This is a genomic window from Paenibacillus sp. FSL P4-0176 (assembly GCF_037975265.1).
Taxonomy (GTDB): Bacteria; Bacillota; Bacilli; order Paenibacillales; family Paenibacillaceae; genus Paenibacillus; species Paenibacillus amylolyticus.
The window spans coordinates 2,387,922-2,409,886 of the sequence record NZ_CP150242.1 but is presented as its reverse complement, the minus strand read 5'-3'; the positions used below and the strand labels follow the sequence as shown (position 1 = coordinate 2,409,886).

Below are 21,965 nucleotides of genomic sequence, written 5' to 3'. Positions count from 1 at the left end.
TATCCTTGACTGTATTCCATCTTGAGAACGTTCTGACTACCGCTTTAAGCTGCGGGGTTTCCACAATCTGATCAACAGTCCGTAAATAAAGAATCCACCCAACAATCCGCCAAGGTGAGCCATCCAGTTGATGCCTGACATGGCGAAGGAGAATATGATCCCGAACAAAAGCAATGTGTACATCGTTTTGCGCGAAGCCTCGTCCATCATCGTTCGCTGGAACAGCGCTACATACAGGAATGCACCATAGACGGCATAGATCGCTCCTGAAGCACCTACCGAGATGGTAATACTCCCAACCGAGTTGTACCACGCAACAGCAAGAATATTACCCAATACACCGCCACCCAGGTACAATACACCATACCTTACCGACCCGAGCAACCGCTCCATCGGTGGAGCAAATACAATTAACGCAAAGCTGTTAAACAATAAATGACCGAAGCCCGCATGCAGGAACATGGATGTAATGTAACGCCACCATTCATGCGCGAACAGTTCATGATTCGTAAGTGCCCCGAATTTCAGCAGCACCATATTGTTCGTTGATCCACCGTTTACCGTTAACACAATAAACATGACTACATTGGCAATTAAAAAAAGCGACGTCAAAGGGAAATACTTCAAATAACCTTTCCAGTTCTCATAGCGAATAAATATCATAAATTTCTTCTTTCACTCCACCCTGTTCAGATCGGACTCACATCTCTGATCCATCGTAATGGTACATGCCCAAATTGGACAATGCCTTTCATAAAAGATTATAATGGATTTTGGCACGGATCACCAATTTATAAGGAGGAACATTATTATGACACAAGAACGTACAGGCGCAGCCACATTTAAAGGCAACCCTATTACATTGATCGGACCCGAACTGAAAGTCGGCGATCAAGCACCTGATTTTACACTGAGCAAGAACCTGGTTGAGGATGCTTCCCTGAAAGACTTCGCAGGCAAAATCAAATTAATCAGCGTTGTTCCTTCCCTGGATACTGGCGTATGCGATGCGCAAACTCGTCGTTTCAACGTGGAAGCTGGAGAACTCGGAGACAATGTTGTTGTCTTGACAGTCAGTGTTGACCTTCCGTTTGCTCAGGCTCGTTGGTGTGGAGCAGCTGGTGTTGACCGCGTAGTTACATTGTCAGACTACAAAACACGTTCTTTCGGTGAAGACTACGGCGTTCTGATCAAAGAATTCCAACTCGACATGCGCTCCATTTTTGTTTTGGATGCCAAAGACCGGATTACATATGTGGAGTATTTGCCTGAAATGACAGACTCCCCTAACTTCGAACAAGCGATTGCTGCTGTAAAAGCTTTGCTGTAGAAGTTATCATACGTTCAGAACAAAAGCGAGGAAGGTTAACCTTCACTCGCTTTTTGTTATTTATCATCTATTTCAATCATTTGCTTTATACTTGCTTAGCTTTTTATCCAGTACAGAGAATAAGTTCATAATCGTGCGATAATTGGAACCCAAGTCTCCAAGTGAACCACGTGAAGCTGAATACATATCCACCGCACTGCGAACAGGACTTACTGAGATAATGGAAACTGTAATATCCATCGTCCGTCCAAAGGTAGTCCGCTTCTCCAGAATAACTTCTCCAACAGAAGGCACTTCATGTAGCACTTTATAACCCGGAATCTTTTTGAGTGTCGAAGAGACCTCTTCCCAGGCTCTGTCTTTGGATAAGTTATAATACCGTGTTTTTAATTTGGGATCCTTGGCTCGATCGCTGGTCCCCTCCATGCTGCGGATGATACCGACGAGCGTTCTCTTTAAGGTCAAGACCCTTCCTCCTTTGATTGTAACCGTTCCATTTATGTATCTTAGTGTAACATTGTTCAAGTAGTAACAAAAGGGCAAGCATCATATTTATCATAAAACCAATCAAAAACATTCATCACAACTTAAAAACACCCTGAAATTCCTTTTGTAGAGGAAAAGTCAGGGTGCTGTACATGAAGATTTAGGAACCCGCCTATGCCGTCCGGCTACATTGTCTTATGAACCTGCTTGGCAGGTGGGTGACCGCAAAAATGCTTTTTGAAGTCCCCATGTCGTATAGACAGGGCTTTTCAGCAACATTCTGTGTTGATCTCCCGAAGACATCATCATTGGTTCAAAACAACGAATAACCGAAACGTACATCGCAGGATGTACAATTATTATATCCCTAACTGTGTAAAAAGTAAATGGCGATTCATCATGTTTTATTTTTGCAATGTAATGTTTTTGTCGTCTGATGGCTCAGATGTTTCACCATTCTCTGCTGATTGTTCAGCCAGCGCAGCAGCTTCCTCTTCTTCCTTCTTGAGTTGCATCTTCTCCATCTGCTCCTGCATCTTGTTGAAGGTTGCGTAGAAGTTAAAGAAAGCGAACCAGGCAATGATGCTGATAATGAAGAAAACAAACAAGACCGGATAACGGAAACCGATGTAGAACAGCAATCCACTTCCCAGCAATGTGGAAAATACACGGAATGGTCTGATCAGCGTAAGCAATACCGCATTTTTGATAATGAGTCCGATGGACATATGATAATGTACAACCATCGAGAAAAAGTTAAAGAGTGATACAAATAACAAGAGCAACAGTACTAACATGATGATTCCCACGAGCTGCATATTGCGGAACTGCGTCATGTACACTGTATAATCCAGATACATAATCGCGAATAGCAGTGTGTAAAAAATACCCCCAATTAAACTTTGCTTGTAGTTTTCCTTGTAACCTACAAAGAAAGTACGGAAGATCGGTACATCCGTATCGCCCATATTCCATTTACGAACAACCGTAAACAGCGCCGAAGTCGCCGGGAACAGTGTAAGCGGTGCCACAATAGCTATAGCCCAGTTCATTTGCAATGATTCGTTTGCGAGGTTCTGCTGCATCACGAGCAGTTTCATAATCAAGAAAAACAAGAACGGAGACGAACAAATAGCCCACAACAGATTGGTTGCGGCCAGTCTCGTAATCCACTCTGTAAGCCGGTAGATCCCACCCATAGCTCCTTTAAATTCCAAACATTTCTCCTCCTCTGCAGCCTTGCGAATTACCTGAAGTCTAATATTAATATACCTTATTATAGATAGGAAAAGCCAGTACTTCCCGAAAAGAGATCGTCATTGTCCTTAGCTAGCGCTTCTGGCCGCTTATGATAGTAAAATAAAATGATGCAGTCACTTTGAAAATAAAAAAATGGAGCAGTTGCCCGCTCCATTTTTCAGATCATACGTTTAAATTACTCGAAAGAAGAATCTTTCGCTGGACGACGTCCTTCGTTACTGCTTGGACGCGGTTTGCGGTCACGGTTGTAACCACCTTCTCTGCTTCCACCGCCAGTGCCAGTGCTGCTGCCGCTGTTACGATCACGGTTGTAACCGCCACGTCCGCCGCCACTGCTGTTGCGATCGCGGTTGTAACCACCACCACTGCCGCTACCACTTGTGCGGTTACCGCTGTAACCCGATGGTTTACGTCCGCCAGAGCGAACATCCGGTTTACGACGTTTTGCACGGATTGGATCTTCAGGAGTCAGATCAACTTGAGCATCTTTCTTGTCACCTGTCAGGAGCTTCAGTGCAGCCGACAACAGTTGAACAGAATCATATTGCTCAAGCATTTGAATCGCAATACCTTTGTATTCGTTCAGTTCGCCTGATTGTACGATTTCCAGCAAACGCTCTGCTGTCAAACGTTGTTTACCTTCAACCGCTTCTGCCATTGTTGGCAGTGGTTTACGTGGAATACGGTGACGTGTTACACGCTCGATGAAGTGCAAGTGATCAATCTCACGCGGTGTAACGAAGGACCAAGCAGCACCCTCTTTACCCGCACGACCTGTACGACCGATACGGTGAACATAGCTCTCCGGATCTTGCGGAAGGTCAAAGTTAACAACGTGAGTTACGCCAGATACGTCGAGACCACGTGCAGCCACGTCTGTTGCAACGAGTACGTCAATGCTGCCGTCACGGAACTTACGCATTACCGCATCACGTTGATTCTGGGACAAGTCACCATGAAGACCGTCTGCAGAATATCCACGTTTTTGCAAAGCTTCAGCCAATTCGTCAACACGACGTTTTGTACGTCCGAATACAATCGCCAGTTCAGGAGATTCCATATCCAACAAACGGCTCAATGCTTCGAATTTTTGACGCTCAGGTACTTCGATATAGGATTGGTCAATCAATGGTGCACTAACATGTTTCGGAATCACAGAAATGTGTTCAGGATTGTTCAAGAATTGTTGTGCCAATTTTTGAATGTTAGGAGGCATTGTTGCTGAGAACAGCATCGTTTGGCGCTCGTCTGGAACTTGTTTCAGGATGGATTGGATATCCTCCATGAAACCCATGTCGAGCATTTCATCTGCTTCATCCAGAACAACAGTTTGTACATCATCTAGTTTGATTGTTTTGCGGTTGATGTGGTCAAGGAGACGTCCAGGTGTACCAATGATGATCTGTGGTTTTCTTTTCAGTGCACGGATTTGACGCACGATATCTTGTCCGCCGTAGATTGGCAGGGAGCGCAGACCTTTGAAGCGAGTGAGTTTTTCGATCTCTTCAGCAACTTGAATTGCAAGTTCACGTGTAGGTGCCATAATAAGGGCGCGGATTTTCTCGTCACTTTTTAAGATTTTGCTGATCAACGGAATACCGAATGCAGCTGTTTTACCCGTACCTGTTTGAGCTTGACCAATCAAGTCTCTGCCTTCGAGTGCCAAAGGAATCGCTTTGGATTGGATCGGTGTTGCTTCTTCAAACCCGAGCTCAGTGATGGCTTGCAGCACCAGTGGTTCAAGATTGAAATCTGAGAAATTTAAATTTGTCAAAATTATTCATGCTCCTTTTATATGGTGGACATGGTGGACAATCCACTTTGTTGTCTGTATTCTTAAGTAGCGTTAATATTTATAGGGTATCCCAACAGGGCAAATTATTTTCACTAACGAATATAATTCCATGAATGGGTCCCCAACATAAGACTAAAACTACATACATGTGTTTGAAACATTTCAAAATTTTATTGCTCCATTTAGGAAAAGTTTCCTACTCAAGAATATCCACAAATTATTATATCACAAAACAATTCAAGATTACCAGCAATCTGGTTTTAAATATAAATGAGGTGATTAAATTGCCCAAAATAATTTGGCACTCTTTAGTGATCATTTTGGGTGCTGCAGCTATTGCCTGCGGCTTCAACTGGTTTTTGGTCCCCCATCAGCTTTTAAGCGGCGGGGTGTCCGGTATTTCAATGCTTCTGGGTTATTTTACAACGTTGAATCTTAGTATAATGTATTTTGTTCTTAACATTCCCCTGCTCATTGCAGGTTGGTTTATTCTTGGACGACGCTTCATTACATTAAGTATTCTTTCGGTAGCAGCCACTTCCTGGTTCATTGCGCTTCTGCCTGTTTTTGCTGTGGCTACAGACCCTTTACTTAGTTCTGTATTTGGCGGTGTGCTTATTGGAATGGGCACTGGCGTTTCCTTCCGAGTCGGCGGCTCCACAGGAGGACTCGACATTGTTGGGTCCATTTTCACGCGTAAACGTGACTTTCCAATTGGTACAGTGATGGCCGGCATGAACGGTACGATCATTATGCTTGCAGGATACCTGAGTGACAATTGGAATACAGCCTTGGCCTCGATGGTATCCATCTACATTACAGGCAAAGTGCTTGATCTGATCCATATCAGTCACGTCAAAGTAACACTGTACATTATTACAAACGAAACCGAAGCCATGTTAAAAAAATTACTTGTTCGGCCTCGTGGAGTTACCAAAATTAAGACTCAGGGAGCATACACGGATATTGAGAAGGACATGCTCATGACCGTTACCACCCGCTACGAGTTGGTTGAAATTAAACGTATTATCAAGGATACAGATCCAAACGCTTTTGTTAACATTGTGGAAACGGTTGGTGTTATGGGTTCTTTTCGCAGAAGTTGAGACACCTGTACGGTTAACAATTCACAACATTGTGGTATAATAACGGTGTACGGCTCCTAAATATGTTGTATAGCAGGTTCAACCCTTCAATTTCACAGGCCATATGCTTTCCCGAATCGCGCCGAATGACTTACCATTTTGGAATTCGAGTAGGAAAGGGTGATTATTGTGGATATGGAAACGGTAAAACTGTTTGAGATTGTCAACAGATGGTGCCCGGAAATGCTCCCTTTCTTGAAACCGAATGAACTCGACTCACTGATTGTCCTCCGGGATGGGCTGGGCATCCTGGAACAGGGAGACGCAATGGAAATCATTCAGTACAGTATTTGTGAGCATCAAAATGAGATTTACATTCAATAATTTTTTTCAGATTGATCACGCCGCTTCTTGCAGGGGATTTCCTCAGCAGGAAGCGGTTTTCATTTTTTCCATGTGTTTCATTACTTGATTAATATGGTTAAAAGCCCAGAGGCTTTAATGTATAATTCATACATGGAATGCACACATAAGGGAGTGGAAATGAATGAACATGTTTTGGGCTTTAATGGCTATGGCCTTTGGAAGCTTTGGTGGTGCCCCCGCAGTGGCGGACCAGGGAACCCCTCAATTCCAATCGTTAACCAACAGTTTTAACACCGCAATTATCCAATCTCAAAAAGATCAGGTTGTTATTGATGCCGATAACCCACCTGCCAAAATTGATCCTCAACCTGATGCACCCGTGGTCAAAGGTATCTATGTAACGGCCTACAGTGCCGGCGGTGCACGTATGAAAGAATTGCTGGAACTGACCGACAGTACAGAACTGAATGCCATGGTCATTGATATCAAAGACGATCTCGGATACATAACTTATCCCACAGAAAACAAAGCGCTTCAGAAAATGGGTAAATCGCAACCTTTTATCCGGGATATCGATGCCTTGATGAAACGATTGCAAAAACATGAGGTCTACCCGATTGCACGTGTCGTTGTATTCAAAGATACGATTCTTGCCAAGAAAAATCCGGAGCTCTCCTTCCGCAACAAGGATGGATCTGTATGGGCAAATGGCAAAGGCGACAGCTTTGTGAATCCGTACAGCAAGGAAGTATGGGACTATAACATTGAGATTGCAAAGGAAGCTGCCAAGCTTGGATTTAAAGAGATTCAATTTGACTACGTTCGTTTCCCGGAAGGTTTCGAAACTCGAGCCGATGTACTGAAATATACCAAATCTGACAAGTCACGCGTCGATGTTGTGGCTGAATTCGTGCAATATGCACGCAAGGAGTTGGCCCCGCTAGGTGTTCGTGTCTCGGTTGATATTTTCGGTTATGCCGCTTCTGTACCTGCGGCTGAAGGCATTGGACAGGATTTTGTTAAAATATCCGAAAATGTGGATGTCATCTCACCGATGGTATACCCTAGTCACTATTCTACTGGCTGGTATGGGGTCAAGGACCCTGACAAAGATCCTTACACAACCATCAAGGGTTCAATGGAAGATACACACAAGAAACTGGACCCTACCAAAGAACTCAAACCTGTCATTCGTCCGTGGATCCAGGACTTCACAGCAAGCTGGCTGGGCAGTGGGCATTATGTCAAGTATGGCAAGAAACAAGTGGAAGACCAGATTCGAGCGATGAAAGACATGGATGTGCATGAATATCTGCTCTGGAATGCGTCCAACCGTTATACATCAGGTGTACAATATAAGTAATCCGCACTCTTTCATACTTCTCATTTCATCCAACCTCGTTCTGCTTGAAGCGGAGCGAGGTTTTTTGGTGTTCATTTTTCTCTGTACACCCCTACTCTGCTTTCTGTCCCTATTCAAATTGATCAAAATCCACTACAATAAATAGCTGTCCAGATATGACACTTGGATGACATCTCTTCAGAATAGCGAGGCACTGCCAGTGAACATGAACACAACAAGTTTTTCCCAAAAAGTGAAGCAATTCCTGATTATATTTTTGCCCATCTTCACCACTCAAATCGCCCTCTCTGCCATGTCGTTCTTCGACACGAATATGTCAGGCAAGTTTTCTCCGGCCGACCTTGCAGGCGTCGCGATTGGCACAAGTCTGTGGATGCCAGTTCAAACTGGACTAAGCGGGATTCTGATCGGTATTACACCTGTCGTTTCCCATCTGTTAGGTTCCAAACGTAATGATCAGATTGGGTATAACGTCATCCAGGCGCTGTATCTCGGGATTGCAGTCAGTCTCGTCGTTATCGGAGCCGGGGCGTTGTTACTTGGCCCTATACTGAACGGAATGCCTCTGGAGCCCAGGGTTGCCCAAGTCGCCTTCTATTTTTTGTGCGCACTCGCTTTTGGCATTATTCCGCTCTTCGGATATACAGTGCTGCGCAGCTTCATGGATGCACTTGGCCAGACACGGACTACGATGTTCATTACGTTGGTTTCCCTGCCCGTTAACATCTTTCTAAATTATCTGCTAATATTCGGCCGCTGGGGTTTTCCACAATTAGGCGGTGTTGGTGCTGGTGTTGCTACAGCATGTACATACTGGCTGATCTTTCTTATTAGTCTCTTTTTTGTCCATCGGGTCGAACCTTTCGCCCAGTATGGCATTTTCCGTCAATGGACCCGTGTCTCATTCTCCAAATGGAAAGAGTTACTCCAGATTGGAGTGCCCATCGGATTTGCGACTTTTTTCGAAACGTCCATCTTCGCTGCTGTGACTTTAATGATGAGCCGTTTCGATACCACAACCATTGCTGCCCACCAGGCGGCGCTGAATTTCGCTTCTACGCTCTACATGTTGCCTGTGAGCATATGTATGGCTCTTACGATCCTTGTGGGCTATGAAGCAGGTGCGGGGCGTCTGAGAGATGCCAGACAATACAGTCTGCTTGGAATTGGTGGAGCCATCGGGCTCTCACTGCTGACAGCGATCGTGTTGATTGTGTTCGGCGAACAGATTGCAGGCGTGTATTCAAACGATCGAGAGGTCATTGCACTTACGCAGCATTTCCTCATCTACGCCATTTTCTTTCAGATCTCGGATGCGATTGCTACACCGACCCAAGGAGCATTGCGTGGCTACAAAGATGTTAATCCGGCACTGATCATTACGTTCATAGCGTATTGGATTATTGGGTTGCCTGTAGGTTATCTAACTGCTACGTATACTTCACTCGGTGCCTTCGGATACTGGATCGGCCTCATTGCCGGCCTTGCTGTAGGAGCAACAGCGCTTCTCTGGAGACTCTTCCTGGTACAAAAACAAGCCGCACTCCGCAAGGCGTAACATCGGAACACTTACTTACTTTGGAAAACAACAAAAAGAGCACAATCCTCGTCAATGCGGGATTGTGCTCTTTGCTTATGAATCGAATTATTGGGACAAACGTTGTGCAAGCTCGTAAGTCACCATATCGAAATCTTTTTTTGTGTTAACCACTTTATCAATATCCGTCAGGGTAAGTTCACCCTTGATAATGCCACAACCTTTGTCTGTCTCGCCTGCAATCAGACTGCGAACAGCGAAGTCGCCAAGACGGCTTGCCAAGTTACGGTCGAAAGGTGTTGGCGTACCCCCACGCTGAATGTGACCCAGAACGGTTACACGCGGCTCATACGTTGGGCAACGTTCCATCAGTTCTTTTGCTACATCTTCACCCTTGCCCACGCCCTCAGCAACGATAATAATACTGTGACGTTTGCCGTGTGCAAAGTTAGCTTTCATCCGATCTGCTACTTCGTCCATGTCAAACGGAACTTCTGGGACAAGAATCGTTTCAGCACCCGAAGCAAGTCCGGCATGCAGAGCGATATCTCCACAGTGACGACCCATAACTTCAACGATGGAAGAACGTTCGTGTGAAGACATCGTATCACGCAATTTGTTTACTGCATCAACTACTATGCTTACAGCTGTATCAAATCCGATGGTATAGTCGGTGAATGAAACATCGTTATCAATCGTTCCTGGCAGACCCATGGTGTTAATGCCCAGCTTGCTGAGTTTGTTTGCTCCGTTGTAGGAACCATCCCCACCGATAACAACCAGACCGTCAATGCCACGCGCACGCAGAATGTCCGCACCTTTTTGCTGACCTTCAGCGGTATAGAACTCCTTGCAACGTGCCGATTGAAGAACCGTTCCCCCACGTTGGATGATATCCCCTACACTCCGCAAATCCATTGGGAAAATGTCATTATTCAAAAGACCCTGGTATCCACGTTGAACTCCAAATACTTCGAGACCGTGAAACAGTCCGCTGCGAACAACCGCACGAACAGCCGCGTTCATCCCCTGTGAATCACCACCGCTCGTTAATACTGCGATTTTCTTTACTGCTGTCATGATGTTTCTTCCTCCTCTAGTTTCACTTCAGGCTCCGCAATATCACACCTGACTTACATATTTTTCCGTATCCAGCGACTGAAAATGAAGAAAAATATTCTTGTGATCGGACTATTTTTCAGCAGACGTTTGGATACAACGCGAACTTCCTGTTGTTCGCTAACTTTGGGATCAGACAGGTAAATGGCAATCAGTCCTTCGATGATCATCCGGTGAAAGGAGCTTCCCGGAATCTTCTGCACATCGCTGCGTGCCATCTCCACAATAAAAGCAATTCGGTCCAGCATTGTCTCCACATTCTCATAATAGTTGCAGAAGTTGAGATCTCCCCCGATGCGGTCCTCATCCTGATCAATTAAATAATCGAGCATAATGTGCAATGCGCATACATGTGGGAAATAGGCCGTGTGGATCGAGGCCGCTTGCTCTTCAGTCAACTGATCGTCACTCGCAGCCAGAAACAGCATGAAAACGCCCAGTGTAGAGCCAGTTGCAGCAGCAAATTCGTTCCAACGAAACTGAGGTGTGCGATGACGATGCTCCGACCACCATTCGAGCAGTGCCGTTTCTCTCAGTTCCGGCTTGATATGCTTATATACCTGCAGGTCCGTGTATAGGCCTGCCAGATCCTGAATTTGGGGCTTGGCGGACGTATAGCCTGGTAACTGACGGGTCAGTTCCTGACATGTTGTCACCAGATTCCGCAGATATCCACCGTCATCCTGCTCCTCACGGAGGGCATAATAATTGACGGGAATTGCTTCGGGATCTACCGCATCAAGCATGGATTGATGGAGAAGACGAAAGTCATCCGGGTCCATCGACGTGCTGCGATCGCACAGATTGTCCAAATAATCACTAATAGTTTGATATGAAACGATCAGCGGAATCAGAATGTGCCTGTTGGGCAAATCAGCCAATGCGTAGACGGTTCCGCCTTCACAGTGAAACTGTTTATCCTTCAGACTGGCAAGTGCCTGTGTACGCAACTCCTCATTCGGAATCGCCTCAGCTTGAGCACGCCATCCATTCAGTGCCTTCCGTGTTTCCGGAATGGTGTATTTGTACACCCCTCTCATCAATGCCAGCGGTCCACGCGGATATTGATGACGTTTTCGATTTGATTGGCTCAAAATAAATGTGCCTCCACTTGGTTGAATACGTATTAGAGCGATTTTTAACCATTCCTATTATAATATGATCCCCTTAATTGTACAAATGATCTGCCGTATATTCCGCATAAAAAATCGCATCCGCGCCCAAAGCTTTGTGATATACTAGGCATATTTCATCCATCAAAGGAGTCGTTGACATGTCGTCAAGTGAATCACTTTCGTGGAGACGGTTATTTTCTTTTTTTGTGCCACTTGGCATTTCCGCCTCTCTCGTCACCATTTCTCACGTCATCATAAACAGCACATTAGCACGTTCCGCTCATCCCGAGACGGTTATTGCCAGCTATGCCATCGCCGGTAGCTTGTTAACCCTCACGGAACGCCCCTCCACCCTGCTGCGGCAAACCTGTTCCGCACTGGTCCGCGATCGCCTTTCCTTTCAGGCCCTCACGTTTGTGACCAAAATATTTCTTGCCTGTGTGCTTCTCATTGGGTTTCTTATCGTATACTCTCCCGTTGGTACCGGGGTGTTCAAATACTTGTTTGGTGTAAGTCCGGATCTGCTGAACAAAGTCATCGACGTATATGAAATTCTCATGTATGTAAGTATCTTTTCAGTGATCCGCAACATCTATCAGGGGATCATCATTACGAATAACCGCACCAAGTGGTTAACCATCGGGATGGTATTCCGTTTAGCCGGAATGTACGGCCTATCCCTCTATTTCATATACACAGACAGCATTGACAGTGGACGTGTAGGCGCTATCATTTTTGCTACTGGCATGATGATTGAAGCGCTTGTCAGCTTTCTGGAGGGTAACAGCATCAAGCGCAAGATGCCAGCCAAGCTTGAGGATCATCCCGTCGAGAGCAAGGGAGACGTATTTCGCTTTTATAAGCCACTGCTTTTATCCAGCTTTGTAGCGCTGTTCATAGGACCGGTTATTAACATCGTACTTGGCAAAACGACCGGGATCGCACTAGCCATTTCATCCTTTGCCATAGCAAGCAGTCTGATGCAGTTGATGCTAAGCTTCTTTACATACATCCATCAGATCGTGCTGAATTTCTACCTTGTGGACGCCAAATTGGTACGAAAATTTGCACTTGTCACCGGATTTATTCCGTTTGCGATGATGGTGTCGATTGCCTATACCCCCTTGGGACCATGGGTACTCGAAAATGTCATGAGCGTTCAGGGCGAACTTTTGCAACAAAGTCTGTGGACACTGCGTGCGTTCGTCTTATTTCCACTGATCTTCCCTTTTCTGGATTTCAGCAATGGCCTCATTCTGCTTCGCGGTCAGACAAAAACGATGTTTCGTTCGCAAACGGCGAATGCAATCTGCACGGTGATTGTGCTGCTTATACTGGTTAGTATTTTTCCTGCGTGGAACGGCATGATTGGCGCTGTAGCCCAATCCCTTGGCCTGCTCGCCGAACTTATCATTGTCTGGCTTGTCATCCGGCGCACGAAGCAAGAACCTACGATGTCCGTGCCTAGAGCCCGTAAATCAACATCCCTGAAAGGGTAATAAAATCATTGAATTGTTATCAGGATTGGAGTCTCTCATCATGAAATTAAGTCACAACGCCCGCCCGGACCAGAACTGGCTGCGGGCTCTCATGTTCACCATCTTTGGTTCCACCGTCCTGGTGGTATCCTACTTCCAGCTTTACTTCAGTCATCTGGGCTTCAGTCGGGCTGAGATTGGATATCTCTACGGAATTGGCCCCCTCATCTCTGTGTTCTCCAATATGTTCTGGAGCATGGCCAGCGACCGCTACCAAACGGTACGCAAAGTGATGATCATTCTGCTTGGTGGTCAATTGATCACAGGAATCATGCTCGCCAATGCGACAACTTTTGGTCAGGTATTTGTACTCGTGACCCTGTTTTACTTTTTCTATTATCCGGTCTATCCACTCTCCGATACGATGGCTATTACAACGGCCAGCAAGTACGGCCGAAATTTCACTTCCATTCGAGTCTTCGGATCGATCGGTTATGCCTTCTTTGCATTAAGTATCGGGTATTTCCTTGGATCTTTTGGTCCAGCATGGACGATTTGGGTCTGCGTTGGTCTTGCTGCAACTACACTATTGATCAGTTTTCAACTGAAGGATCAACCTTCGGGGAGCAGTAGCAAAATGGACCTATCGGGGTTATGGGCTATTTTGAAACGCAGAGATGTGCTCACTTTTTTTGGCTGTGTATTTTTGCTTGCCATGGGACATCGCATGAACGAAGCATTCCTTACCATCACGCTAAAAGATCTGGGTGCCAGTGAGGGGCTGATCGGCTGGTCTTTGCTGATCTCTTCCGTAAGTGAAATCCCCATATTTCTACTGCTCAGCAAGTATGGAAACCGTTATAAAGAACTGCCGCTAATTGCTTTTGCTGCACTGATGTATACGGTTCGTTTGCTTCTCATGTCCGTCTCCGATACACCTGCAGCTGTTGTTGCGATTCAGACGATGCACAGTGTAACCTTTGGTATTTTCTACGTTACGGCGGTCCGCTACATCATTCGCCTAGTTCCGGACGGCTACAGAGCTACAGGTATGGCTTTGTTCACCATTGTCTGGTCCAGTGCTTCGGGACTTCTTAGCGGAACGTTGGGCGGACTGCTGCTGGAACATGCAGGCAGACAAACCTTCTATCTCACCGCTATGGCTTTCTCCCTGGCTGCACTGATCGGTTTCGGATTGAAGTTATGGTCCAGCATGACCAATCGTGTCTCCTGAACACACAGGGAAACTTCCATCGTATTCAACCGTTATTTAAACTGAAAATTTTAGAATCAAAAAAAGCACAGCCTCCCATGGGGGGACTGTGCTTAGGTTCTTAATATTCAGCTATAAATTTATAATATATAAGAAGTCCGTTAGCCGGATAAATTCTTACAGTTTGTTTACGTTAGCTGCTTGAGGACCACGGTTTCCATCAGTAATTTCGAATTCTACCGCTTGACCTTCTTCCAATGTTTTGAAGCCATCTCCTTGGATTGCGGAGAAATGTACGAATACGTCCTCGCCGCCTTCAACTGAAATAAAGCCATAGCCTTTTTCTGCGTTAAACCATTTAACTGTACCTTTCAAATGAAAAACCTCCTAAAAATATCGCCATCTATGGCGAATACCCTTATTATACTGTATGGGCTTCCATTTTGCAATTTATCTTTCCATAAATGTCGAAAAAATTTGCTTTGAATCGTAGGGTACGGTATCATTTTACCAAAACCGTTAGTTTGGAGACTACCTATGATAAAAAAACATGAAATATACAAAACAGACAAGTGGAATATGATGACCGTAGAAGTTCAAGGCAAATATCTCGTACTGCGAGAAATTTCGGAAGAGTGGGGCGAAGAATGCCATACATTCCTTAGCCGTCCTGCATTAATGCACTGGGCTGAACGCCGTTTTCCAAAAGCAGATTTTGAGAACCGTGAGGATGAATGGCGTCAATTGATGGCTGCCTTCAAAGGGGTCTAACCCATGCAGCTTGACTCAAGCAATGTCGTCATCTTCATTATCCTTGCCTTCTCCCTTGGTATTGTGCTTATTCTGGGACGCAATTCCATCCCGGATCGATTAAGACGGGGAATGGCGCTTATTGCTACCCTGCTCATTTGTTTCGCCTTTTTCCTGATCGTTTATTTTCTGTATAACATGGGAGCCTAATCACGGGGACCCAGATGCTCAAATATTTCAACGTGCCTAAGGTCATACTATACGAGATTATTCGTATCGTAAGGAGGAAGGCCGTTGAAATACCAGAAATCGCTATCTGTTATCCTGGTACTTAGTCTGATTCCTTCGTCTCTCTCCGCACAGGCAAGCGAGACGAAGGCAGCTTCGTCCATACATTCATCAGATCATCAAAGGGGGATTTCCATGAGTCAATTATTGAAACGTTCCGAGGTGCCGGCTGAACATAGCTGGAAACTGGAAGATTTATTTGCCGATCAGAAAGCCTGGGATCAAGAATATGAAGAAGTATCGTCTTTGACCAAGAAGGCCTCCGAATTCCAAGGCAAACTGAATCAACCCGATGTACTCAAATCTTGCTTCGAATTCGAAGATGAGATCAGCCTCAAAATAGAACGCCTCTTTGTGTACGCACGTATGCATCAAGATGAAGACACAGCGAATCCTACATATCAAAACCTGTCCCAAAAAGCCCAGAAATTAGGCGTACGGGTTGGTGAAGCACTTTCTTTTGTCACACCGGAGATTCTTTCCCTGCCGGATGATCAGTTGGACGCATTTATTGCGAACGAAAAACTTTCTGCTTATACATTTACGCTGGAAGAGATGAAACGCGAAAAAGCCCACGTTCTTAGCCAAGCAGAAGAGGCTTTGCTTGCACAGGTAGGCAACCTTTCACAAGCACCACAGACAATCTTCAGCATGCTGAATAACGCCGATCTCAAGTTCCCAAGAATCAAGGATGAACATGGTAACGACGTTGAGCTGACACACGGCAGCTACATTCAGTTCCTGGAGAACCCTAACCGTGAAGTTCGCGAACGTGCCTTCAAAGCGGTATACGAAACCTATGCCAAACAGAAGAACACAATTGCGGCTGCCTTGAATGCAAATGTAACCAAAAATATGTTCTATGCTAATGTTCGGAAGTACCCTTCCGTGATGGAAATGTCCCTATATGGAGATAACATCCCAACGGATGTGTATACCAATCTGGTAGACACCATTCACGAGAGCCTTCCGTTATTGCATCGTTATATGGACCTGCGCAAAAAGTTGCTGGGTGTGGATCAATTGCACATGTACGATCTGTTCGCTCCACTCGTAGACGAATACAAAATGGATATTACCTATGAGGAAGCGAAACAAACGGTTAAAGACGGTCTGAAACCACTCGGAAAGGACTATGCTGACGCATTGCAGACTGGATATGATAACCGCTGGATCGATATATATGAGAATGAAAATAAACGTTCAGGCGCATATGCCTGGGGCGCTTACGGCACTCACCCGTATGTCTTGTTGAATCACAAAGATAACCTGAACAGTATGTTCACACTCGCACATGAAATGGGTCACGCTCTGCATTCACATTACTCGGATACAACACTTCCGTATCGTGATGCACAGTACACCATCTTCTTGGCTGAGGTTGCATCCACAACCAACGAAGCGTTGCTGATGGATTATCTGCTTAACAAATCAACAGATCCAAAGGAAAAATTGTATCTGTTGACCTATTATGCCGACCAATTCCGTACAACGGTATTCCGTCAGACCATGTTTGCTGAATTCGAGAAAATCATTCATGAACGCGCGGAACAAGGTGACGCATTAACACCACAATTGTTATCCGAGATCTATTATGATCTGAACGTTAAATATCACGGAGAAGGCATGGCTGTTGACAAAGAAATTGAAATGGAATGGGCTCGTATTCCCCACTTCTATAACAGCTTCTACGTTTACAAATATGCTACAGGCTTCTCCGCAGCAACAAGCTTTTCCAAGCAAATCCTGGAAGAAGGCCAACCGGCTGTTGACCGATATCTTGGCTTCCTGAAGAGTGGTGGAAGTGATTACTCCATCAACATTCTGAAAAAAGCAGGTGTGGATATGTCTACACCACAGCCAATTCGTGAAGCCATGAGTGTGTTCAAGGAATTGATTGAACAGATGGAGCAACTAACCAAATAAGGTTGTCTTTCCATGTGACCTGCATCCCTTGCCCGTTCGGGCAGGGGATTTTATCATCATTGCAAGATGCAACATACCCGAATATGGGTAATGCATATCTAGTTCTCAATTGTTCAACAAGGAGGCAACACCATGAAAATGCAATGGGCACTCATAGCAGGTCTTGTTTTTGCACTGCTCACGGGAATCTTTGCGGTTATTAATGTGGATTCCGTGCAAGTCAACCTGTTATTTAACACGGTACAAATCCCGCTGATCTTGCTGATTCTCGGCTGTACCCTGATCGGTGGAATTATTGTAGGGTCATATGGCATCTATCGCCAATACAGACTGCAACGCGAGAACAAGCAATTGAAATTGCGTGTAACTGAATTGGAAAGTTCCGCGACAAACAAATCTACGTTGGATTCTTTCAAATCGATGGATTCGCTTGACTCAAATGAATCCGACAGCCTATTGGAGAATGATTCGATCCAGAGTCAGCGCAAAGGAAACCCTACGGGAACACTGTAACCAATCAGAGACAGCCTGCTGGCGAGTCAGGAATGGTAGTATCACATTCTCTCCCCCAGACAGGCTGTATTTTGTTTCACACCATACCCATGATCCGAGGAGGAAATTACACAATGAGTTTTACAATTGATGAATCATACGTTCTGTCTTTCCTGAAAAAATTGCTGGATACACCAAGCCCAAGTGGTTACACACATCATATTATCGAGATGATCCGGAAGGAAGCAGCCGCACTGGGCATCGCCTGTGAGCTGAATAACAAGGGCGGTGCGGTGCTTACATTGCCCGGACAGGACTCTTCCAAGACAATCGCTTTAAGCGCTCACGTGGATACGCTAGGGGCCATGGTACGCTCAATTACATCCTACGGCACATTGAAGCTTACCTCTGTCGGTGGATTTTCGATGCAAAGTATCGAAAACGAATATTGCAGCATCCATACTCGGGATGGAAAAACATACACAGGCACCATTCTCTCCCTTCATCCGTCTGTCCACGTCTATCCGGATGCACGTACCTTTGAACGGTCCGAGAGCCATATGGAAGTTCGAATCGATGAGGTCGTCTCCTCCAAGGAAGATGTGTTGAAACTCGGGATCTCTGTCGGCGACTTTATCTCCTTTGATGCTCGCGCAGTCATCACGCCGAGTGGTTATATCAAATCACGTCATCTGGACGACAAAGCCAGCGTGGCTGCCCTCTTTGGCATCCTTGAGTCTGCACATCGTGAAGGCTGGAAACCATTACATAACGTCTCTCTGCTTATCTCGAACTATGAAGAAGTTGGACATGGCGCATCATATATCCCTGCGGAAATCAGTGAAATGATCGCTGTAGACATGGGAGCTATGGGTGATGACCTAAGCTGTAAAGAAACCGACGTTTCCATATGTGCCAAAGATTCTTCTGGCCCGTATGACTATGATATGACTAGCCGTCTCATTGAACTGGCCAAACAAGATGGAATGGATTACGTCGTGGACATTTATCCCCACTATGGCTCAGATGGCAGTGCAGCATTACGCGGAGGAAACAATATCCGTGCAGCACTGATCGGTCCTGGAGTTCATGCATCTCATTCCATGGAGCGTACACATAAGGATGCTGTCCTGAATACGGCACGATTGCTCGCAGCCTACATTACAACCAAGTAAAACAGAATCATTGATCGACGAAATTGTCATGAATAATATCCACATGTTCGTCTAAGCAGAAGGCCCCTTCCAAGCACACAATTCGGTGTGCTTGGAAGGGGCCTTTGTTGTCATGTCTTTTAATCTGCCTGTTCGACATATGCATGATACTTACGATCCAATATCTCTAACTCTGCCTTATGGTCACGTATTTCATTTCTTAACACATGCATGGTTTTCCGAACCGCACTCAGTCCATCCTTCACCTGACGTTCGGCTTTGCGAATTTTGTCCTGAACCATCCAGTCCACGAAGAGGTTATCGAAGAAATAGTCTGCGAATGAAAGCAGACCTCCCAGATGCAGATCCGCGTGTACAGCCATCTCTACATCCTCCAACTCCTTCTGGAAACGTCGTAGACGCTTACCTGCATCCATGATGGCGACCTGAGCGTCATCCATTCGTCCTCGCTTGATATGTGTGGAGATCACTCCACCACCCATCATGTCATATACACCCCAATTACCTGCCGAAGACAAAGCCTTCTCGGCACGTTCAAGAGCATAGAGCAGGTATTCTCCCTCCCGGAAAGCTTCATCCAGTTCCTGAAGCTCACTCGCCAGATGTTCCCGATTCTCAGCCATGTGTTGCAATTCCGCATCCTGGTCCAGCAGACGACCTTCCTTCTTCCCCCACAGCGCGTTGTAGTCGCTCTGCCAGTACTGATACTGCCGCCCGCCCTCCAACTCCTGCTCCACATGAATTCGTTGCTCCTGTACGTCTTGTAACATGCGACAAGCGGTGTCGTATGCAGCCTTGCTCTCCATCAGTTCCAGCTCTTCTTTCTCCAGACGCTCTGTTTTCTTGCCTATCAGTTGATAGAAAAATGCCGACAATGTCATACTGTTCAGTCGATCAACGTCCTTCTGCTCCTTCTGGAGATGCTCCAGACGACGTTTCACCTTTGCTTCCCATTCGCTTTCCTCCGTTTGAAGCTTCTCCAGACGTTTGGTCCATTTCTCGTAAATTCTCCCCTTTTCCTTGAGCGCTGCCAACTGTTGATTAATTTCTTTATACATAAGTGTGGTGTTCTCTCCCTTCTATGGAATTCTTTACTTATACAACGTAATGAACATACAGAACGTTTCACATAAAATCGCAAATTCGCAGACAAAAAAATCGCCCTTTTCTCCAATGCGACATAAAGTCACTGTAGAAGAAAGGGCGATGTTTAGTTATAAATCAAGACTTGCTCTGTTCAATCTGCTCTGCAAGTTCATTCAGAACGGTCCAGCGTTCCATCAATTCATCCAGATGACGTTCAGCCTCAACCTGCTCCGCCATCAACTCCTGCAGACGGGCAGAATCACTAAATGACTCTTCCATCTCTTTGTTAATCCGGACAAGATTGGCTTCAGCCTTCTCAATATTTTCATCAATCTGGTCGTATTCACGTTGCTCCTTAAAGCTGAATTTCAACTTCGGTTTAGCCGCTGACACTGCAGGCGTCGTTTTCTCCGATGACTGCTTCACCTTCGCCGCTCCTGTATCACTCTCTTGATTAGCTCCAGGCGCATTTTTCAGCATCCATTCCGCATACTCACTGTAGTCGCCGACGTGCACACGTACAGCACCGTTGCCCTCAAAAGACAGCACTTTATCCACAGTACGATCAAGGAAATAGCGATCATGGGATACGACAAAGACAACACCGGGGAAATCATCCAGGTAGTCTTCCAGTACAGCGAGTGTCTGGATGTCCAGATCATTCGTCGGCTCATCCAGCAGCAATACATTCGGCGCAGCCATCAGCACACGCAGCAGATACAGGCGACGCTTCTCTCCACCAGACAGACGCGAGATTGGCGTCCACTGGGATGCCGGGGTAAACAGGAACCGTTCCAGCATCTGGGATGCTGTAATCAGAGAGCCATCAGCTGTTTTCACATTCTCGGCCACTTCCTTGATGTACTCAATCACACGAAGTGATTCATCCATCTCCTGATGTTCCTGTGTGAAGTAGCCCAGATTGACCGTAGGACCAACGTCAACCACACCTGCATCGGGTTCCAGCTTGCCAGATATCATCTGAAGCAACGTGGACTTACCACTACCGTTCGGTCCGACAATCCCTACCCGATCTCCAGGTACGGCAATATAACTCAGATCTTCGATCAGCGTGCGGCCACCGACGGATTTGGAAAGATGCTCGATCTCCAGAATCTTTTTACCCAAACGAGTGGAGCCAACCGATACTTCCAATGAACCCGAGCGCTGGAGTCCTTGTTGATCTTTAAGTTGTTCGAAGCGATCAATTCTCGCTTTTTGTTTCGTCGTCCGAGCCTTGGCACCACGACGAATCCATGCAAGCTCCGTCCGAAGCAAGTTCTTACGCTTCTGTTCCGAAGAAGCTTCCCGTTCTTCGCGCTCCGCCTTAAGTTCCAGGAAACGTGTATAGTTCGCTTCGTATCGGAACAAACGTCCATGATCCAATTCCAGCATGACATTCGCCACACGATCCAGGAAATACCGATCATGCGTAATCATAAGCAGTGCGCCGCGGCGCTTCTGCAAGTACTGCTCCAACCAAACGACCGAATCATTATCAATATGGTTCGTCGGCTCATCCAGAATGAGCAGTTCACAAGGGTGAATCAGCGCAGCAGCGAGTGCTACCCTTTTGCGTTGTCCACCAGACAATGTGCCCATCAGTGCATCGAATTGACGAATACCCAATTTGGACAAAATGCTCTTCGCTTCGCTCTCCATCTGCCAGAGCTGAAGCTGCTCCATTTGCTGATTCAAACGTAATAATCTCTCTTGCAACGCTGGATCGGACGAATTCAGTTCCATTAATTCCATCGTTTCCGTATATTCACGCACGGTTTTCATTTCCATGCTGTCACCTTCGAATACTTGTTGCAGTACCGTATTATCCGGATTGAAATCCGGATTTTGCGCCAGGAACTGAATACGTACGTCATTACCGATCGAGATCTGTCCCGCGTCTGCAGGTTCCATACCAGATATCACACGCAAAAACGTAGATTTACCGGTTCCATTTACACCAACGACACCAATCTTGTCCTGATCAGCCATACCAAATGAAGCATCCTTGAACAATATTTTTTCGCCATAACTTTTTGCAATTTGCTCTACCGTCATTATGTTCATTGCTCGTACCCACTTCTCTGTGAATTAAAATTCA

General features: G+C 45.8%; 21 protein-coding genes and 1 other RNA gene. 12 read left to right on the top strand and 10 right to left on the bottom strand.

All coding sequences use genetic code 11. The features are described from left to right. Window positions 1–36 precede the first annotated feature (36 nt). Window positions 37–663 (bottom strand): rhomboid family intramembrane serine protease, encoded by a 627-nt coding sequence (locus tag MKY95_RS11210; RefSeq protein WP_036670140.1) that lies wholly within the window; start codon window positions 661–663, stop codon window positions 37–39. A 148-nt stretch (window positions 664–811) separates the two neighbouring features. Here MKY95_RS11210 and tpx point away from each other — a divergent pair, with 148 nt between their 5' ends. Continuing rightward, complete coding sequence (gene tpx, locus MKY95_RS11205; RefSeq protein ID WP_076318421.1) at window positions 812–1,330, top strand: thiol peroxidase; 519 nt, start codon at window positions 812–814, stop codon at window positions 1,328–1,330. A gap of 72 nt (window positions 1,331–1,402) precedes the next feature. On the opposite strand, the gene MKY95_RS11200 is transcribed toward tpx, so the two are convergent. From MKY95_RS11200 to MKY95_RS11185, 4 genes are all read right to left on the bottom strand, one after another. Then, window positions 1,403–1,795: a DUF1499 domain-containing protein gene (locus MKY95_RS11200; protein ID WP_017689382.1), complete on the bottom strand. Its 393-nt coding sequence runs from the start codon at window positions 1,793–1,795 to the stop codon at window positions 1,403–1,405. A 182-nt stretch (window positions 1,796–1,977) separates the two neighbouring features. Further along, window positions 1,978–2,169: non-coding RNA, 6S RNA (gene ssrS, locus MKY95_RS11195), on the bottom strand. A 51-nt stretch (window positions 2,170–2,220) separates the two neighbouring features. After that, a complete protein-coding gene (locus tag MKY95_RS11190) occupies window positions 2,221–3,033 on the bottom strand; it encodes a DUF624 domain-containing protein (RefSeq protein ID WP_017689383.1) in 813 nt (270 codons plus the stop codon). A gap of 218 nt (window positions 3,034–3,251) precedes the next feature. Then, window positions 3,252–4,850, bottom strand: coding sequence for a DEAD/DEAH box helicase (locus MKY95_RS11185; protein WP_076318420.1), 1,599 nt, complete (start codon window positions 4,848–4,850; stop codon window positions 3,252–3,254). A gap of 305 nt (window positions 4,851–5,155) precedes the next feature. Between MKY95_RS11185 and MKY95_RS11180 the strand changes: the two genes are divergently transcribed. The 4 genes from MKY95_RS11180 (at window position 5,156) to MKY95_RS11165 (ending at window position 9,243) form a co-directional block, all read left to right on the top strand. Then, a complete protein-coding gene (locus MKY95_RS11180) occupies window positions 5,156–5,977 on the top strand; it encodes a YitT family protein (RefSeq protein WP_036609659.1) in 822 nt (273 codons plus the stop codon). 174 nt (window positions 5,978–6,151) lie between these two features. Next, window positions 6,152–6,340, top strand: a complete 189-nt coding sequence (locus MKY95_RS11175; protein WP_029880762.1) for a hypothetical protein — start codon at window positions 6,152–6,154, stop codon at window positions 6,338–6,340. A 184-nt stretch (window positions 6,341–6,524) separates the two neighbouring features. After that, the gene (locus MKY95_RS11170) at window positions 6,525–7,685 is read left to right on the top strand and encodes a putative glycoside hydrolase (RefSeq protein ID WP_235200769.1); all 1,161 of its coding nucleotides are present in this window, start codon (window positions 6,525–6,527) and stop codon (window positions 7,683–7,685) included. Between the two features lie 205 nt (window positions 7,686–7,890). Then, window positions 7,891–9,243 carry an MATE family efflux transporter gene (locus MKY95_RS11165; protein WP_076318716.1) on the top strand — a complete coding sequence of 451 codons (1,353 nt, stop codon included), beginning with the start codon at window positions 7,891–7,893 and terminating at the stop codon, window positions 9,241–9,243. Between the two features lie 87 nt (window positions 9,244–9,330). On the opposite strand, the gene pfkA is transcribed toward MKY95_RS11165, so the two are convergent. Both pfkA and MKY95_RS11155 read right to left on the bottom strand, forming a co-directional pair. After that, window positions 9,331–10,302 carry a 6-phosphofructokinase gene (gene pfkA, locus MKY95_RS11160; RefSeq protein ID WP_036609663.1) on the bottom strand — a complete coding sequence of 324 codons (972 nt, stop codon included), beginning with the start codon at window positions 10,300–10,302 and terminating at the stop codon, window positions 9,331–9,333. A 53-nt stretch (window positions 10,303–10,355) separates the two neighbouring features. Further along, window positions 10,356–11,435, bottom strand: a complete 1,080-nt coding sequence (locus tag MKY95_RS11155; protein WP_017689390.1) for a tetraprenyl-beta-curcumene synthase family protein — start codon at window positions 11,433–11,435, stop codon at window positions 10,356–10,358. Between the two features lie 179 nt (window positions 11,436–11,614). Between MKY95_RS11155 and MKY95_RS11150 the strand changes: the two genes are divergently transcribed. Next, window positions 11,615–12,955 (top strand): multi antimicrobial extrusion protein MatE, encoded by a 1,341-nt coding sequence (locus MKY95_RS11150; protein WP_047842380.1) that lies wholly within the window; start codon window positions 11,615–11,617, stop codon window positions 12,953–12,955. A gap of 40 nt (window positions 12,956–12,995) precedes the next feature. Further along, a complete protein-coding gene (locus tag MKY95_RS11145; RefSeq protein ID WP_036670134.1) occupies window positions 12,996–14,168 on the top strand; it encodes an MFS transporter in 1,173 nt (390 codons plus the stop codon). Between the two features lie 156 nt (window positions 14,169–14,324). On the opposite strand, the gene MKY95_RS11140 is transcribed toward MKY95_RS11145, so the two are convergent. Continuing rightward, the gene (locus tag MKY95_RS11140) at window positions 14,325–14,522 is read right to left on the bottom strand and encodes a cold shock domain-containing protein (protein WP_017689394.1); all 198 of its coding nucleotides are present in this window, start codon (window positions 14,520–14,522) and stop codon (window positions 14,325–14,327) included. A 162-nt stretch (window positions 14,523–14,684) separates the two neighbouring features. On the opposite strand from MKY95_RS11140, the gene MKY95_RS11135 reads away from it, so the two are divergent. From MKY95_RS11135 to MKY95_RS11115, 5 genes are all read left to right on the top strand, one after another. Further along, on the top strand, window positions 14,685–14,918 hold the full coding sequence (locus tag MKY95_RS11135; RefSeq protein ID WP_017689395.1) for a hypothetical protein: 234 nt from the start codon (window positions 14,685–14,687) through the stop codon (window positions 14,916–14,918). 3 nt (window positions 14,919–14,921) lie between these two features. Then, window positions 14,922–15,107 (top strand): hypothetical protein, encoded by a 186-nt coding sequence (locus MKY95_RS11130; protein ID WP_036609669.1) that lies wholly within the window; start codon window positions 14,922–14,924, stop codon window positions 15,105–15,107. A 213-nt stretch (window positions 15,108–15,320) separates the two neighbouring features. Further along, complete coding sequence (gene pepF / locus MKY95_RS11125) at window positions 15,321–17,111, top strand: oligoendopeptidase F (RefSeq protein WP_076318715.1); 1,791 nt, start codon at window positions 15,321–15,323, stop codon at window positions 17,109–17,111. Window positions 17,112–17,243: 132 nt separating this feature from the next. Further along, window positions 17,244–17,624, top strand: a complete 381-nt coding sequence (locus MKY95_RS11120) for a lipopolysaccharide assembly protein LapA domain-containing protein (protein ID WP_076318419.1) — start codon at window positions 17,244–17,246, stop codon at window positions 17,622–17,624. 113 nt (window positions 17,625–17,737) lie between these two features. Further along, a complete protein-coding gene (locus MKY95_RS11115; protein ID WP_076318418.1) occupies window positions 17,738–18,778 on the top strand; it encodes a M42 family metallopeptidase in 1,041 nt (346 codons plus the stop codon). Between the two features lie 119 nt (window positions 18,779–18,897). Here the strand turns inward: MKY95_RS11115 and MKY95_RS11110 are convergent, their stop codons facing one another. Both MKY95_RS11110 and MKY95_RS11105 read right to left on the bottom strand, forming a co-directional pair. Further along, the gene (locus tag MKY95_RS11110) at window positions 18,898–19,836 is read right to left on the bottom strand and encodes a hypothetical protein (protein ID WP_076318417.1); all 939 of its coding nucleotides are present in this window, start codon (window positions 19,834–19,836) and stop codon (window positions 18,898–18,900) included. 163 nt (window positions 19,837–19,999) lie between these two features. Then, entirely contained in the window at window positions 20,000–21,931 is a 1,932-nt protein-coding gene (locus tag MKY95_RS11105; protein ID WP_076318416.1) for an ABC-F family ATP-binding cassette domain-containing protein, read from the bottom strand. Window positions 21,932–21,965 lie beyond the last annotated feature (34 nt).